Genomic DNA, 15247 nt, shown 5'->3' with positions numbered 1-15247 from the left:
TCCACATTCCACCACTTTGCTCCACTTTAAACCACTTATGATGACTATTCGCGCAAAAAAAAAGAAATCCTGCTTCGAAAGCAGGATTTCCGTAAAATATTTTAGGTTATTAAAAAATCGTCATTATTCGTGCCCGGCCCAACTGTCCAAGTACGATTTCTGGTCTTCGCTCAGCGCGTCGATCGAGATGCCCAGCGATTCGAGCTTGGCTCTCGCCACCCGCTCGTCGAGCTCGTAAGGCACCTTAACGACCTGCTTGCCGATCGCTTCGTAGTTTTCGTTCACGTAGCGCAGGGAGAGCGCCTGCAGCGCGAACGTCATATCCATGATCTCCGCAGGATGACCGTCGCCGGCTGCCAGATTGACGAGACGGCCCTCGGCGAGCACGTAGATCTTGCGGCCGTCCTTCAGCCGGTATTCCTCGATGTTGCGGCGCACGGTGCGCTTCGACTCCGACATCGCCTCCAGCTCGACGAGGTTCACTTCGACGTCGAAATGGCCTGCGTTGGACAGGATCGCCCCGTCCTTCATCTGCGCGATGTGCGCGCCGGTGATGACGTCTTTGTTGCCTGTGACGGTGACGAAAAATTCGCCGACCTTGGCCGCCTCGTCCATCGACAGCACCGTGAAGCCGTCCATGTACGCCTCGACCGCCTTGATGGCGTCCACTTCGGTGACGACGACGTTCGCGCCGAGTCCCTTCGCGCGGAGCGCGACGCCCTTGCCGCACCAGCCGTAGCCGTTAACGACGACGGTCTTGCCCGCGACGACCAGATTGGTCGTCCGGTTGATGCCGTCCCATACGGATTGGCCGGTGCCGTACCGGTTGTCGAACAGGTATTTGCAATAGGCGTCGTTCACCGCCACCATCGGAAATTGAAGCGAGCCGTCCTTTTCCATGGCCTTGAGACGCAGAATGCCGGTCGTCGTCTCCTCGGCCCCGCCCCGGATGCCGGGCAGCAGGTCGCGGTGGGACGTATGGAGCATCGTGACGAGGTCGCCGCCGTCGTCGATGATGAGATCAGGCTTTGTCTCGAGCGTCCGCTCCAGCAGGCCGTGATACTCCTCCGGAGTCGGGTTGTACTTGGCGAACACGGCGATGCCGTCCTCGGCGAGCGCCGCGCAGACGTCGTCCTGCGTGGAGAGCGGGTTGCTGCCGGTGATCGCCACCTCGGCGCCTCCTGCCTGGACGACCTTGGCCAGATAAGCCGTCTTCGCTTCCAGATGGAGCGAGATCGCCACCTTCAGCCCCTTGAAAGGGAGATCCTTGGCGAACTGCTCGCGAATGCGGTTCAACACCGGCATATGCGCCTCGACCCAATCGATTTTCAGCTTGCCTTCCCGCGCTAGCGACGGATCGCGGATAATGCTGGACAGCGTCGTTTTCATGAACAACAAACCTCCTGATGTCGGCCGCCGGGCTCGGCCTGCTTCTGGGCCATCAGCCGATGGCCGCCCGTAACGTCGAACGGAATGCACCGCAGGGCGGCCAGCCAGCCCGTGCCGTAGCGGTTGATAAAATGTACGATGCCGTAGATGCGCTCCTGCGGCTGTTCCAGCGGCCGGATCGAATGGAGCATCCGGTCCCACTGCCGCAGCGAGGCCTCGTGGCGCCCCGCGAGCGCGCCGGCCGTGCGCTGCTCGAGATAAGAAATCTGCTCGAGAATGAGCGACATATTGCTCTCTCCGAGCTTCGCCAGTCCCCGGTCCACCTGGGACACCATATCGAGGAGCGGCGCGTACAGCTCGCCGAACCGCGCCCTGGCGTCCGCGAAGCGGCCGCCGATATCCCACGTGTCCTGCGCGGAGAGCCAATCGCTCCTCATCCGCCCGCCGTCCGAAGCGATCTGCTCCGCGGTGACGCCGTACTTCGCCAGCAGCTTCTCGACCTGCGGCTCCAGGTACGTGAACGACTGCCTCGGCACGATGATCGGCATCTCCAGCCCGAAGGCCGCGAAGGCCGGGCCGAGCGACGCCCAGTAGGCGATCTCGGAAGGGCCTAGCACCGTGGCGAGCACGGGCAACAGGTAGTCCTGCATGAGCGGACGGGACAGCGCGTTGTTGCTCAGCTGCTCGGGGCGCTCCTCGGCCATCCGCAGCAGCTCGTCCCTGCCGTACGCGAGTCCGCCCTTGCGGTCCTCGAACCGGTCGCCCTGTCTGAACAGCAGCGTCCGGCCCTGCTCCGCGTGCACGAACAGGTTGGCGCCGTCCGGCGCGGATTCCGCCTGGATCGGGTACCCGAGCTGTCTGACGGACGCCTCGCCGGCGGCCAGCGCCTCGCTGAGCTCCTCGCTGCGGACGACCAGCTCCCTGAACATGCCTGCCTCGAGCCGCCGGATCGCAGGGTCGTCCGCATCCATCAGCACGAGGCCGTCCTCCGCGAACCAATCGGAGAGCAGACGGGCGAACGCCAAGGTCAGCGTCGGCGCGTCGCTCGCGTATCCCCTGATCTGCCGCAGCAGATTCGGTTTAAATTCGGTATCGGGGAGCGTCAGCGCCAGCTCCGTGAGCGCGACCTCCCAGTCTACCGCGGCGAGCGTCGTCCTGCTGACGGCATGGCGAGGCCCTTCCGGGCGGGTCAGCTTGACCTTGCGGGGCTCTCCCTCGCCCGGAGAGACATACAAGTGGTTGGCTTCCTCGAAGTCGTGGTCTTCGCCGGCGATCCAAAATACCGGCACGACCGGCCGTCCCAGACTTCGCGACGCGTGCTTGGCCGCCTGAATCACGGTCAGCGCCTTGTAAGCGATGAGCAGCGGACCGCCGAACAATCCGGCCTGCTGTCCGCCGACGACGGCGAGCGCGCCTTCGCCCGCGAGCGCCTCGACATGCTTCAGCGCGAGCGCGCCCGAATCGAGCCTGCGCTGGTAATCGGCCAGCGCCTCGCCGAGCCGTCTTCTGTCCGCGCGGCCGCCCGCGCCTTGGTCGAGCCGCGCTGCGCGCCTGCTCCATGCTTCTATATCACTGCAGTGGGCGCTTCCGAAGAGCGCAGCGACTTGATCGTCGCCGCGTCGGTACGTTTCGGAGAGAGACTGCGCCGTCCCGTCATTAAAGGGAGTCGTATTCATCCCGGACAACCTCCCGTCCGAATGGTGTCATTCACGATTGTACATGAAGCGGCCGGATATCGTCAAAGAAATGAAAACAAAGCCCCGCCGCCTCGCTGACGCGAGCGGAGGGGCTATGGCCGGAGGGTCCGATCATTGCCAGTCACCCTGCGCGAAAAACCGGACGATCTGCACGAGCATGAGCAGCACGTATAACGCCGCAAGGCCGAAAAACGACAGCCGCCAGATCGCCCGGAACAGCTTAAGGCCGTCGACCTTGCCGCGAAGCCGGTATTGCGCGTTGCCGATGAGACCCGCGCCGAGCAGCATGAAAAGCAAAATGATATAAAAACCCATATGTATGCCGAACGCCTGATTGAGCAGCACGCTGACGATGCCGATGAGGAAGATCGTCGTCATGTCCATCGCAAGCCCCATCGCGCGCTTCTTGTCGCCCGTCTGCACGGACGAGATGCCGAATATGGCCGCGAACGGAATGACGGAGCCGATGGCCAATACGGCGTACGCGGATACTAGCGCATTCCACATTGCGCGTTCACTCACCCTTCTCTATCCTCGCCGCGCAGCGCCGACACCAGCGCGGTTACCGACTCGTTATATGGCGCCGCCAGCCCCTTCAGCGCGGCCAGCTTGGCGACGGCGCCGTTGATGGCCATGATCTCCGTCGGCCTGCCCGCCAGCACGTCCTGCAGCATGGAGGAGCGGTTGGCGGCGGTTCGCTCGCACAGGTCGAGCAGCTCCTCCCACAGGCCCGCGTTCGCTCGCAGCCCGCATGCGCGGAGCACGGCCAGCGTCTCGTCGAACAGCCTCCGCACGAGCTCTGCGCGCGCGGGCGGCCGAACCAATTCCCCGTTGGGCACCCGGAGCAGCGCCGTCAGCGGATTGACGACGGCATTGCTGAGCAGTTTCCGCAGCATTCTCTCCGCCATATGATTCGACGCCGAAGCGGTAAATCCTGCCTGCCGCAGCGCAGCGGCGAGCGCCGCCGCCTCTTTCTCTTCGCCGGCCGCATAAGCGGCGTCTCCGCGCTCAAAGAGCGGCGCCGGGCCGAGCCAAATCTCGCCCCTGCCCGTATGGCGCACGGTCGCCGCGCCGAGACGCAGCGAGGCCTCGGTCGTCACTGCAGCCAGCACCGGTCGGCCGGGCATACGCTCCGTCAGCAGATCGGTATGGCCGATGCCGTTGCAAAAAGCTGTCACGACGGCCCGGGGCGGCAGCGCCGCGTCCAGCAGATCGAGAAAGTCCGGCGTGAGCGCGGTCTGCTTGACGGCGAGCAGCGCGACCTCCGGCATACCGGCCATTCCGTCGGCCAGCGGTGCGGCTTCCACGATGGCGCGCAGATCGGCATCGCCGAGCGCCGACAATACGGCTACGCCCTCCGCCGCCAGTTCGTCCGCCTGCTCGCGCGTTCTCGTTCTGACGCATACGAGCACGCCGGACGCCGCCAGCCTTCCTGCCAGCAGCAGTCCGATCGCCCCGCCGCCGATAATCTGCACGCCTTCCAATGTGACTCCTCCTCTACCTCGGTGATCGTATGCCGCTATTTGCGGGCGAACCGCGTCCAATAAATACCATACAATGTCCGGCCCCCGCGCACAACGGCCGGCGGCCCAGCGGACGCAAACAAGCCGCTCCGGCGCTAGTTGCAGCGCGGCGCGGCTTGCCCGTAATCTTTCTTTGATAACGCTTCTATTCCCGACTATTCAAGCTCGCGTATTCGATTCCGTCTATCCGTTCGCGGCTATTCGATCCGCTCGAGGTTGCCGTTGGCGTCCATCTTGAATCTCGCTTTTTCTTCTTCCGACTCTTCGGACAATATCGCAAGCCGTCGCGCGCGGTCCATGATGCGGATCAGCGCCTTATAGTCATCGTTGACCACCTGATAGTCCGTCTGCGCCGCGTTCGCCTGCTTGGAGAGCCGGTCGTTGATTTCCCTCAGCGCCGCGATCTGTTCTTCTTTTTCTCTCAATTCCTTCTCCTGCTGCTTCACCTGCTTGCCGAGCTCCTGAACGGAACCCTTCCATTGCTTCAGATAGCGGATCACCGCCTCCAGGCTCAGCGCATCGGAACCGATCAACTCGCCTTTGGCGGCGCCTCCTTCTTCCCCCGCGGGCAGCTCCAGGCGCTCTTCGGACGGCAGCGGTATGGCTCCCTGCTTTTTGAGATAATTGCGTTTTTGCCGTTGCTGCTTGGAGATGCTGATCGCATCGTCGTAGCGCTTGCGGACGCAGCTGTTCCAGCGGAACCCGCATGCCGCGGCCGTCCTCGCGATCCGCTGTCCCACTTCTTCGAACGCGGCGAGCTGCGTGCTGCCCTCCCGTATGTGGCGAAGGGTTATCTCCGCCAGAATCAGATCGTCATCCGCGCTCCATGCATCTTGTCTAATAGCCGCCATGCGGTCTATTCCCTCCTCTATCGCTCGCTTAGCTTGCTTTCTTTTTTTATCTGTATGCCCGTGATAGAAATCATAGAATCTATCGGATACCTCTAGGTATATCCATTTTTGCCCGTCGTATACCTTGATCCGGCTGTCGATGAGAATATAGAATCGAGCATGAATAGCGGCACGGAAGGTCGGCATACTAGGCTTGGACGAAAAGTTTGCCATTTCGTCACGAATCCCCGTTTACACTGCCCCCGAACCGTGGGTATAATATGCTGTAGAAAAATGGTTAGCGAAACGCTGAAGGGGGATTACCATGGCACGCATGTTCCGGATGCTTGGGTTCTGGACGCTCGTGATCGCGCTCATGTCGTTTGCGGGCGATATGTACGAAATGGCGCTTCTATTCTTTATCCAGACGGCCGCCTTCTTCTTGCTCGGTTACTTGAAGTTCACGGAGCGCACATACGTCTTCATGTTCTGGGGCTATATGATCATCGCTTTCCTCGGCTTTACTTACTGGTCCGTATTCGAGATGGGCTTGCCGGCTTAACGTCGGGCGCCTGAAGGCCGGAGCTAACCGCTCCGGCCTTTTTAGCGTCTTCTTGCGGTTTCCGTCCGTTCGAGCCGCGCGATTTCAGAGCCCCCGCTTTCAGCGCGGGGCTTGTTTATCGTCTATAATGAAAGAAATACGCATAAGCTTGACTACCGCCGCACCCGTCTGCCGGGAGGAAGGAGGGACCGATGCGGAGATTGGCGACGATCGCTGCCGCGCTTTTGCTTTTCGCATTGCTTTTCACCGGGAGAAACCCGCTGGAGCCGCCCCCCGTCTACGCGGAGCCGCTCTCCGACACGACCAGGCAGCTGCTCGAGAACGGGCTCAGCGTCGTCGAGATCGATCGGGAGATCGAGCGGATCTCGGGACTGCGGAAGGAAGCCGAGCGAAGCATCGCGCAAAACGAAACGAAGCTCGCGGAGCGGCAGATTGCCATCGCGGCGCAGCGCGAAAAAGCGGGGCGCGTGCTGCGCGCTTATTATATGGGTCAAAAGGAAGCGATGCTCGGCGTCCTCGTCAGCTTTAAATCGTGGTCCGCGCTGCTGAGGAGCTGGGACCTGATGGATACGATCTTCGAGGCCGACCGGCGTACGCTGGCGGACTTCAATCGGGAATACGAAGAGATCCGTGCGGGGCAGGACAAGCTGAGAAGAGACAAGGACGAGCTTGCGCGAGTAGCCGCGGACCTCGAGCGTCAGCGGGACCGGGTCGCGGCGCTGCAGCTGGCGATCGAGCGGGCGATCGACGGAAGCGAGGATCCGGCGCTGGCGCGCAAGCAGCTGGAGGAAATGCAGGCATATTGGGAAAACGCGGGATTGTACGAGGTTCGGCGCCACTTCGGCGCGCTGGCCAAGGCGATGAACAAGCTGCCGGACTGGATCCAGAAGCACCCGGAAGCGCTCAAAACGAAAGGCTTGTCGACGACGCTCACCCTGACGGACGTCCAGCTGAACGAATTCTTGCATGCGCAAAGCGAGCTGCTCAAGGATTTCAGCATCGCCTTTAAGCCGAACCTGCTGTCACTGCACGGCAAAAGCGGCAGCATGGAAGTCTCCGTCGAAGGAAGCTACGCGGTCGTAAACGAACCGAAAAACGCCATCATGTTCCATATGGATAAATTGGTCTTCAACGGATTTGCGCTGCCCGATACGACCCGGGACGATCTCGTCCGGAACTTCGACCTCGGCTTCTATCCGCAGCAGGTCATGTCCTATTTGAAGGCGGACAGCGTCAGCCTCGAAGACGGCAAGCTAATCGTGAAGCTGAAGCTCGGCAAGTAAGCCGCGCCACCGCGCCGGCCATTCCGCGATGGCGAGCCTGCCCTGTCTCCAGTCCGCCCAATAGAGTCCGAACTTCTGCATGAGCAGCGGCCATTCCGGGCCGGCGGCAGGCTCCCGATTCGGGAACTGCTGCCGGCCCCTTCCCGTTAGATTGGGCAAGCCGGGATACCCGAGATAGGCGGACCTATACACGGGCAGGTATCCTTCCTCTTCATAATTGTCGAGCTGAAGCCGCTCCCCTGTCATCGCGGCGATCCAGGTTCTGGCCGCGCTCTCGCTCTCCGTGCCCGCTCCGATCACGAACGAAGCGCCTCCGTCGAACGCATACGCCTTGTCCCAGCCGCTCCGGTCGATCGCCAGGCCTGCCGCCTGCACCTTATCAAGGCCCGCAATGCCGGTCTCGGCCACCGACAGGCGCATGACGGCCGCAGCGTATTGGCCGGCGGCCATCGCTTGCCAGAACGCAGGGCTGCGGTCCGGGGCGCGCAACGCGCCCGCGAATCCGCGCAGCGTGTCCAGCAGCGCCGCCCCGGGTCCGGTCCCCCATTCTCCGGTCGCCTCGCCGAGCAACAGGTCCGGCCTAAGGCCCGTCGCGGCGCCCGTCCACGTAACCAGCGCCGCAGGATCGGACTCGTCGATCGCCAGCCAAGGCCGGCTGCCCTCGCCAGCCAGCTCCGTGCCCAGCGGCGCCCAGTCGTCGGCCCCCAGCGGCAGCGTCAGCTCGCTGCCGTCCGGGCGCGCGCCAGCAGACAGCCGCGCGCGGTTCCACACCACGACATAAGGATCCATATGGTGCGGTACGCCCCACATATAACCGTTCCACTTGAGCGGCGCGATGACCGCTTCGAACTGTTCGGACAGCGCGTCGCCCTCGAACGCGGAATCCGCCGGCAGCAGACCGCCGGAGACGGCGATCCGCTTCACCCACAGGCTCGGTACGAGCGCCGCGTCCGCATCGCCCGCTGCCTGACGCCAATCCTCGAGCAGGCCGGCCGCGCCGGAGGGATCGATCCGCTCCAGTCGGACGCGCACGTCCGTATGCGTGCGCTCGAACGCTTCCGACTGCCGCTGGAGCAATCGGAACGCTTCCTCGTCCTGTACGATCTTGACGACCAGCTCGACCGGCTGCTCGGCCATGACCGGCGCGGCCGCGACATCTTCCTGACCTTCCGACGTCGCGTCGGGCATCCGATCCGGCTTGGGCGCAGAAGCCCATGGCGAAGTGAGCAGCACCGCCAGCATGAGCAGCATGAGCACGACGACTGACTTGCGGCGCGTCACGTTCCAACACCTTCCTTTGCCCGCGGCCCGCGGGCGCGCATCGCTTTTTTACCAATATAGCAGGTATGGGCCTGCTTGTCGCCTCCGCCGTGCAAACGCTTAATTGCACGCGGGTACGAGGTCTGCCGCGATTTCTGCGATTCGCGGACATGCATAGGGCCGGACGCTTCTTGCTCGTCCGGCCCTATGCGCGCGAAGATGATTTACAGCTTCTCTGCAGCCAGCTGGGCGAGCTTCGAGCGTTCGCCCTTCTCGAGCGTCACGTGCCCGCTGATCCCCTCCGCCTTGAAGCTCTCTACAAGATACGTGAGACCGTTGCTCTGCGCATCCAGATACGGGTGGTCGATCTGCTCGGGATCGCCCAGCAGCACGATCTTGCTGTGCTCGCCGACGCGCGATACGATCGTCTTGACCTCATGCTTGCTCAGGTTTTGCGCTTCGTCGATGATGATGAGCTGCCCCGGGATCGAGCGTCCGCGGATGTATGTGAGCGCCTCGACCTGAATGCTGCCGAGTCCCATCAGGATTTTGTCCAGGTCCCCCGATTTTTTCGTATCGAACAGAAACTCCAGATTATCGTAGATCGGCTGCATCCAAGGCCGCAGCTTCTCTTCTTTCTCGCCCGGCAGATAGCCGATGTCCTTGCCCATGGGCACGACAGGGCGCGCGATCAGCAGCTTCTTGTATTTGTGCTCGTCTTCGACCTTCATGAGTCCCGCCGCCAGCGTGATTAACGTCTTGCCGGTGCCCGCCCTGCCCGTCAGCGTGACTAGAGGGATATCGTCGTTCAGCAGCAGCTCGAGCGCCATCCGCTGCTGTGCGTTGCGCGCCGTGATGCCCCATACGGGCTCATTGGAGAGGTGAAGCGGCTCGAGTCTCGCCCCGTCCTGGCTCACCTTTAGCAGCGCCGACTTCGACGTGCCGAGCTCATCGCGCAGGATGACGAATTCATTCGGATGGAGTCTCTGTTTGAGCCCCATCTGATTGATGCTGAGGAAGCGGTACGTATAAAATTCGTCGATCTGCGCCGGGTGGACGTGCAGCGTGACCTGGCCCGTGTAGTGATCGGTTCCCTCCGCGATCCGATCCGACAAATAATCCTCGGCCGTAACGCCCAGAACATCGGCTTTAACGCGTACCAGCACGTCCTTGCTGACCAGGATGACGGGCCGCGCGGATTCCGGGTGCTCCTGTTCCTCCAGATGGTAATTGAGCGCGACCGCCAGGATGCGGTTATCGTTGGTCATCTCGCCGAAAAGTTCCTGCACCCGTACGAAGCGGCGATGGTTCATTTCCACCTTCAGCACGCCGCCGTTGTCCAGCGCGATCCCGTTATGCAGATGCCCGACCTCCCGCATGCGGTCGAGTTCCCTGGATACGAACCGGGCATTGCGCCCGATCTCGTCCGCCAGCCTTTTTTTGGAGTCGATCTCCTCGAGCACGACGGAGGGAATGACGACCTCATTCGCGCCGAAGGCGTATAAGGCGAGCGGATCGTGGAGCAGCACGTTCGTATCGAGCACGTAAATTTTTTTCACGGCGGTTCCTCCCGGTTGAGACGGATTGAGTCGAGATTACATACCGGCGCATAGGTCAGGAAATAATAGTGCTCGATGGAGCTTGCTTGAAGCCCTTGTGCGGCTTCGGGCATCCCCCCCTAACAGATCGATACCCAATAGGACGGTGATCCTCACATGAACGATCGTACGTCTGCAGAACGTACCGGATGGATCCTGTTGATCGCGGCCGTGCTGCTCCTGGCGCCTGGCTGCGGCAATCGGAACGCCGGTCCGGACGAACGTGGCGGCGACAGGCTGCAGGCGCGCGGCGCGCCGGGGAACGACGTGTCCGCGCAGGACGGGGCCGTCGCGGTACGTCCCAATGCCAAGGCAGCGGCGGCCCACCTCGAGCAGCTCGCGGAGGGCGTCCAGGGCGTTCGGCATGCCAACTGCGTCATCTTCGGCAAGTATGCCGTCGTCGGCATCGACGTCGACCCCGCGATGGATCGATCGCGGGTCGGGACGACCAAGTACGCGGTCGCCGAAGCATTCCGCCAAGATCCGCTGGGCATAGATGCGCTCGTGACGGCGGACATCGACATGGCCGAGCGGGTTCGCGAGATCCGCGCCGACGTCAAGCGCGGACGCCCTCTCGCCGGCTTCACCGAGGAACTGGCCGATATCGTCGGTCGCCTCGTACCCCAAGTGCCTCGCAGCATCATCCCTCCGGCGTTGCCGGACGGCGGAGGTCCTGCGGCGAGGCAGGCCCCCGCCCCCTCGCCGAATACGGCCGCGAATACGCAAAGAACCCAGTGACCTTCACTGGGTTCTTGTCCGTTAAGCGTATAGGAACGGTTACGGGCGCAAAGGCGCCGGAAGCAAGCAGGCATGCCGCGCTTCGCGAGGCGCGGTCACGGACCGGGACAGGCCCGCCGCCGTCCGAAGAAGACAGCCGAGCACGCTCGACGAAGCCTGGACTTGCGACAGGTCCGCTTGCCATCCGCAACACTCCCTTGGCACCGTGATACCGCTGACGACGACGCTCTTGCATTGGGGTACGTTGACCCCAGTATAGCATATCCGGTTGGAACAGGCCATGCGATGCCCGCCCGATCCAACCATAAGGCCGGCGGCTTCCGTTATTTGGCGCCTTCGGCCGTATCGGTCGCGGCAGCGCCCTTGGAACGGCCTTCCGGAGACATCTCTTCCGCGAGCGCCGCCTTGGCCTCCGCCACGGATTCGTCGTCCAGATACACGTACGGACTTTTCCAGACGCCCGTCAGCGGTAAGAAGCGGATATCCTCGCGGTTGATATCATAATATGTTTTTAGCATGTTCGTGATCTGCGCTTTTGGAATATCCGTCACCAGATTTTTGCCGGCGACGTCGATGACGCCGCCGAGCTTCGTGAGGCCGCCGAACGACTTCATCTTGTCGACGATGGCGCCCAACACCTGGCTCTGCCGCTCGTTGCGCTCGAAGTCGCTCGAGGCGGCGGTGCCGCGGTTGGACTTGCGGTAGCGTACGAAGCCCAGCGCGTCCTCGCCCCGAAGCGTCTGTTCGCCCGCCTCCAGGTCGATATTCGTGCCGTCCGCGTTGTCGACATAGCGCATGTCCTTGTCCACGTTGACCTTTACGCCGCCCAGCTTGTCGACGATGTCGACGAATCCCTGGAACTTCAGCACGGACGCATAATGGATATCGATGTCGAAAAACTTGCCGAGCATCTCCTTCATCTCGTCGCGCGCGTATGCGTCCGCCGCGTCGCCCTTGGCTTCGCTCTTGCCATGGAATCTGGCGTAAAAAGCGTTAATCTTCTGCGTCGAGTAGCCCTCGAGCTGAAGGTCGGAATCTCGCGGTATCGTGACGACCGTCGCCGTGTTCGACTTGGGGTTGAAGGCGGCAACCATGACGACGTCCGTGTTCATGGTGCCGATCTTGGGCCGGTAGTCCATCCCGAGCAGCAGGAGCGCGATCGGCTTGTTCTGCGCCTTCTCTCCGGAAGGCACCGTCTGGGTCGCGGCGCCAGAGGACGCGTCGTCCAGCGCGCCGTTGACCTGTCTCCACAGCGAGTACGCGTACGCGCCAAGGCCGACGATCACGATCAGGATCAGCGTCGTCAACAAGCGAAGCCAGACGCGCTTTTTCTTTTTGGGAGGATTAGTCCTGACGGCTGCTGCCTTCGCGGCGCCGGTACTTCGGCGCGGCGGCAGCGGGGTGTTGGAACTCATCGTTTCACCTCATCTGTTAATAAAAAGGCGAATCCCGGAGAGCGGCAGGCTCACCCGGGGTTCGCCGGAGCAACATTCGGTTTTACGTATCCGTCCGCTTGACGGACGCATCCGCGCCGCCTCGCTTCGCTTGCCATTTGTCGTACGTCTGGCGTCCGCGCAGCATCAGCATCATGATGACGGCGACCGACATGCACTGAATGATCGGCAGCTTGTCGAGCTGGAGCAAGAGGAGCACGAGGCATCCGATCGCCATGATGATATGCACGATGATCTCCTTCAGAATGGGCAGTCGGCCCATTCTGAAGACGGCGTTAAAGATATAAATCGTGAACGCCAGGATCAGCAGGTAGGATACGACGGGGTGATCATGAAACCACGTCTGCACTTGCGCCCCTCCTCGTTACGGCCGGATTATACGCCGGACTCTGCCATCTTGCGCTGCTTTTCCGAACGCTCGCGCTCGCTCTTGTTCAGGATCTTCTTGCGCAGGCGGATCGACTTCGGCGTGATCTCGCACAGCTCGTCGTCGTTCAGGTATTCGAGCGCCTCTTCCATCGACATCAGGCGAGGCGACTTGAGCTTGACCGTCTCTTCCTTGTTGGCCGTACGGATGTTGTTCAGCGCCTTTTCTTTGCAGATGTTGACGATGATGTCGTTGTCGCGGGTATGCTCGCCGACGATCATGCCTTCATAGATATCCGTGCCGGGTTCCAGGAACATAATGCCGCGATCCTCGACGCCCATCATGCCGTAGACGGTCGTAGAGCCCGTCTCGCTGGCCACGAGCACGCCCTGGTGACGGCCGCCTACCTGGCCGCCGATGACAGGACCATAGCTGTCGAACGCATGGTTCATGACGCCATAGCCGCGGGTCAGCGTCAGGAAGTTCGTGCGGTAGCCGATCAGGCCGCGCGCAGGAATGAGGAATTCGAGACGGACTTGGCCGTTGCCGTTGTTGATCATGTTGACCATGTCGGCCTTGCGGGATCCCAGGCTCTCCATGACGTTGCCCATGCTCTCTTCAGGCACGTCGATCATCAGGCGTTCGATCGGCTCGCTCTTGACGCCGTCGATCTCGCGCAGAATAACTTCAGGCTTGGATACTTGCAGCTCGTACCCTTCGCGGCGCATGTTCTCGATCAGGATGCCGAGATGCAGCTCGCCGCGGCCGCTGACGATGAAGGCGTCCGGGCTGTCGGTCTCTTCGACGCGCAGCGCGACGTCCGTCTCCAGTTCCTTGAACAGGCGCTCGCGCAGCTTGCGGGAGGTCACGTGCTTGCCTTCGCGGCCTGCGAACGGGCTGTTGTTGACGAGGAAACGCATTTGCAGCGTAGGCTCGTCGATCTTCAGCACCGGCAGCGCCTCGGGATTCGCCGGATCGGCGATCGTCTCGCCGATGTTGACGTCCTTGATGCCGGCGATGGCGATGATATCCCCTGCGGCGGCCTCTTCCATCTCGACGCGCTTCAGTCCCTGGAAGCCGAACAGCTTCTCGATGCGGGCCTGGCGGATCTTGCCTTCGCGGTCGAGGACGGCGACAGGCTGTCCTTGGCGGATCTTGCCGCGGTTGACGCGGCCGATCGGAATGCGGCCCAGATACTCGTTGTAGTCGAGCAGCGTGACGAGGAACTGCAGCGGCGCATCTTGGTCTTCCGTCGGATGCGGGATCTTCTCGATGATCGTCTCGTACAGCGGCTCCATCGTCGTGCCGAGCGTATCGGCATCGAGGCTCGCGATACCGTTCAGGCCGGACGCGTATACGACCGGGAACTCGAGCTGCTCGTCGTTCGCTTCGAGCTCGATGAACAGCTCGAGCACCTCGTCGATGACTTCGGCCGGACGGGCTGCCGGACGGTCGATCTTGTTGACGACGACGATCGGCGTCAGACCCGCTTCGAGCGCCTTGCGAAGCACGAACTTCGTCTGCGGCATGCAGCCTTCAAAGGCGTCGACGACCAGCAGAACGCCGTCGACCATCTTCATGATCCGTTCGACCTCGCCGCCGAAGTCGGCGTGTCCCGGGGTGTCGACGATGTTGATCAGATTGTCCTTGTAGTGGACGGCGGTGTTCTTCGCCAGGATGGTAATGCCGCGTTCGCGCTCGAGGTCGTTGGAGTCCATCGCCCTCTCCTGCACCTGCTCGTTGTCCCGGAAAGTGCCCGATTGGCGCAGCAGCTGGTCGACTAGCGTCGTCTTGCCGTGGTCAACGTGGGCGATGATTGCGATGTTGCGGATTTGGTCTCTTTGAAACATGGTTCCACTCCTTGTTTTATATATCTTTATTCATTACGATCGACGGACACGCTTCGCGAAGCGGACCCGGCGTCCCTAATTTGCCATAGCCAACACAAAACGCCGACGCGAGGCCGACGTTGTCTACATCCCTTCAATTATACGCTAACGACGTCCGATTGCCAACCCTCAATCGACACGTCTCGATAGCTTCGGTCAACGGCGCCGTCTGCGGGGTCCCCGACGATTGAGCACAAGCCAGATGCCGAACCCGATCAGGACGATCGCGAGCAGGTAGATCCCCCAAGTCCACAGCAGCATGATGGCGAAAAGCAGGAGCGAGAGCGCGCCGATCCCCATCGCCGCATTCTTCACGCCGCGGTCCTTGGAGATGCCGAACACCGCGTACTCGTACAGTCCGATTGCGACGGAGAGCAGGAACAGCGGCCAGATATACCGCATCGAACCCCACCCGAACCAGTTGCCCACCATCAGGAGCAGCGAGGATCCGGTCAGGATGGCCGCGGGCACGAGCGTGACGGCGGGCAGGATCCCCCCGAAGTACAGCACGTGAAGCAAAATGCCGACGATTAGAATGAGTATCGGCCAAAACACGGCCCCGATAAACGAAAAAACGCCCAACTTGCCGAGCAAAATGATCAACCCCGCAGCCAGAATCCAAATTCCGACCGCGGCGGATTGCTTGTTCAACACGGC

14 protein-coding genes are annotated in these 15247 nt (G+C 62.0%); 3 read left to right on the top strand and 11 right to left on the bottom strand.

The genetic code is table 11. The features are described 5' to 3' along the window. Window positions 1-123 precede the first annotated feature (123 nt). From PQG80_RS01350 to PQG80_RS01330, 5 genes are all read right to left on the bottom strand, one after another. A complete protein-coding gene (locus PQG80_RS01350) occupies window positions 124-1389 on the bottom strand; it encodes an adenosylhomocysteinase (RefSeq protein ID WP_271749328.1) in 1266 nt (421 codons plus the stop codon). Then, window positions 1386-3065, bottom strand: a complete 1680-nt coding sequence (gene bshC / locus PQG80_RS01345) for a bacillithiol biosynthesis cysteine-adding enzyme BshC (protein ID WP_271749327.1) — start codon at window positions 3063-3065, stop codon at window positions 1386-1388. Before bshC ends, PQG80_RS01350 begins: the two co-directional genes overlap by 4 nt. A gap of 132 nt (window positions 3066-3197) precedes the next feature. Beyond that, the gene (locus tag PQG80_RS01340; RefSeq protein WP_271749326.1) at window positions 3198-3608 is read right to left on the bottom strand and encodes a DUF3397 domain-containing protein; all 411 of its coding nucleotides are present in this window, start codon (window positions 3606-3608) and stop codon (window positions 3198-3200) included. After that, entirely contained in the window at window positions 3605-4561 is a 957-nt protein-coding gene (locus PQG80_RS01335; protein WP_271749909.1) for a ketopantoate reductase family protein, read from the bottom strand. Before PQG80_RS01335 ends, PQG80_RS01340 begins: the two co-directional genes overlap by 4 nt. Window positions 4562-4806: 245 nt before the next feature. Continuing rightward, on the bottom strand, window positions 4807-5460 hold the full coding sequence (locus tag PQG80_RS01330; protein WP_271749325.1) for an RsfA family transcriptional regulator: 654 nt from the start codon (window positions 5458-5460) through the stop codon (window positions 4807-4809). Between the two features lie 304 nt (window positions 5461-5764). Between PQG80_RS01330 and PQG80_RS01325 the strand changes: the two genes are divergently transcribed. Together PQG80_RS01325 and PQG80_RS01320 are read left to right on the top strand one after the other, a co-directional pair. Beyond that, window positions 5765-6001: a DUF2626 domain-containing protein gene (locus PQG80_RS01325; RefSeq protein ID WP_271749324.1), complete on the top strand. Its 237-nt coding sequence runs from the start codon at window positions 5765-5767 to the stop codon at window positions 5999-6001. A 191-nt stretch (window positions 6002-6192) separates the two neighbouring features. Continuing rightward, window positions 6193-7284 carry a coiled-coil domain-containing protein gene (locus PQG80_RS01320; protein WP_271749323.1) on the top strand — a complete coding sequence of 364 codons (1092 nt, stop codon included), beginning with the start codon at window positions 6193-6195 and terminating at the stop codon, window positions 7282-7284. Here the strand turns inward: PQG80_RS01320 and PQG80_RS01315 are convergent. Beyond that, the gene (locus tag PQG80_RS01315; RefSeq protein ID WP_271749322.1) at window positions 7255-8565 is read right to left on the bottom strand and encodes an extracellular solute-binding protein; all 1311 of its coding nucleotides are present in this window, start codon (window positions 8563-8565) and stop codon (window positions 7255-7257) included. The two genes, PQG80_RS01320 and PQG80_RS01315, sit on opposite strands and share 30 nt — an antisense overlap. A gap of 203 nt (window positions 8566-8768) precedes the next feature. Continuing rightward, a complete protein-coding gene (locus PQG80_RS01310) occupies window positions 8769-10103 on the bottom strand; it encodes a PhoH family protein (RefSeq protein WP_271749321.1) in 1335 nt (444 codons plus the stop codon). A 156-nt stretch (window positions 10104-10259) separates the two neighbouring features. Between PQG80_RS01310 and PQG80_RS01305 the strand changes: the two genes are divergently transcribed. Next, window positions 10260-10880, top strand: a complete 621-nt coding sequence (locus PQG80_RS01305) for a YhcN/YlaJ family sporulation lipoprotein (RefSeq protein ID WP_271749320.1) — start codon at window positions 10260-10262, stop codon at window positions 10878-10880. Between the two features lie 323 nt (window positions 10881-11203). On the opposite strand, the gene PQG80_RS01300 is transcribed toward PQG80_RS01305, so the two are convergent. From PQG80_RS01300 to PQG80_RS01285, 4 genes are all read right to left on the bottom strand, one after another. Next, a complete protein-coding gene (locus PQG80_RS01300; RefSeq protein ID WP_271749319.1) occupies window positions 11204-12295 on the bottom strand; it encodes an LCP family protein in 1092 nt (363 codons plus the stop codon). An 82-nt stretch (window positions 12296-12377) separates the two neighbouring features. Next, on the bottom strand, window positions 12378-12683 hold the full coding sequence (locus PQG80_RS01295) for a YlaH-like family protein (protein ID WP_271749318.1): 306 nt from the start codon (window positions 12681-12683) through the stop codon (window positions 12378-12380). A 26-nt stretch (window positions 12684-12709) separates the two neighbouring features. Continuing rightward, window positions 12710-14551, bottom strand: a complete 1842-nt coding sequence (gene typA, locus PQG80_RS01290) for a translational GTPase TypA (protein ID WP_271749317.1) — start codon at window positions 14549-14551, stop codon at window positions 12710-12712. Between the two features lie 195 nt (window positions 14552-14746). Then, complete coding sequence (locus PQG80_RS01285; RefSeq protein ID WP_271749316.1) at window positions 14747-15241, bottom strand: hypothetical protein; 495 nt, start codon at window positions 15239-15241, stop codon at window positions 14747-14749. Window positions 15242-15247: the final 6 nt, after the last annotated feature.

It is taken from the genome of Cohnella rhizoplanae, from assembly GCF_948329515.1.
Lineage (GTDB): Bacteria > Bacillota > Bacilli > Paenibacillales > Paenibacillaceae > Cohnella > Cohnella rhizoplanae.
Note: the sequence above shows the minus strand (reverse complement) of the source record. Positions and strands in the feature narration are given on the sequence as shown.

Excerpts from the sequence above, each read along its gene's own strand:
- PQG80_RS01320 (WP_271749323.1), top strand. The coding sequence starts at position 6,193 with ATGCGGAGATTGGCGACGATCGCTGCCGCGCTTTTGCTTTTCGCATTG.
- PQG80_RS01325 (WP_271749324.1), top strand. The coding sequence starts at position 5,765 with ATGGCACGCATGTTCCGGATGCTTGGGTTCTGGACGCTCGTGATCGCG.
- bshC (WP_271749327.1), bottom strand. The coding sequence starts at position 3,065 with ATGAATACGACTCCCTTTAATGACGGGACGGCGCAGTCTCTCTCCGAA.
- typA (WP_271749317.1), bottom strand. The coding sequence starts at position 14,551 with ATGTTTCAAAGAGACCAAATCCGCAACATCGCAATCATCGCCCACGTT.
- PQG80_RS01300 (WP_271749319.1), bottom strand. The coding sequence starts at position 12,295 with ATGAGTTCCAACACCCCGCTGCCGCCGCGCCGAAGTACCGGCGCCGCG.
- PQG80_RS01305 (WP_271749320.1), top strand. The coding sequence starts at position 10,260 with ATGAACGATCGTACGTCTGCAGAACGTACCGGATGGATCCTGTTGATC.
- PQG80_RS01330 (WP_271749325.1), bottom strand. The coding sequence starts at position 5,460 with ATGGCGGCTATTAGACAAGATGCATGGAGCGCGGATGACGATCTGATT.
- PQG80_RS01350 (WP_271749328.1), bottom strand. The coding sequence starts at position 1,389 with ATGAAAACGACGCTGTCCAGCATTATCCGCGATCCGTCGCTAGCGCGG.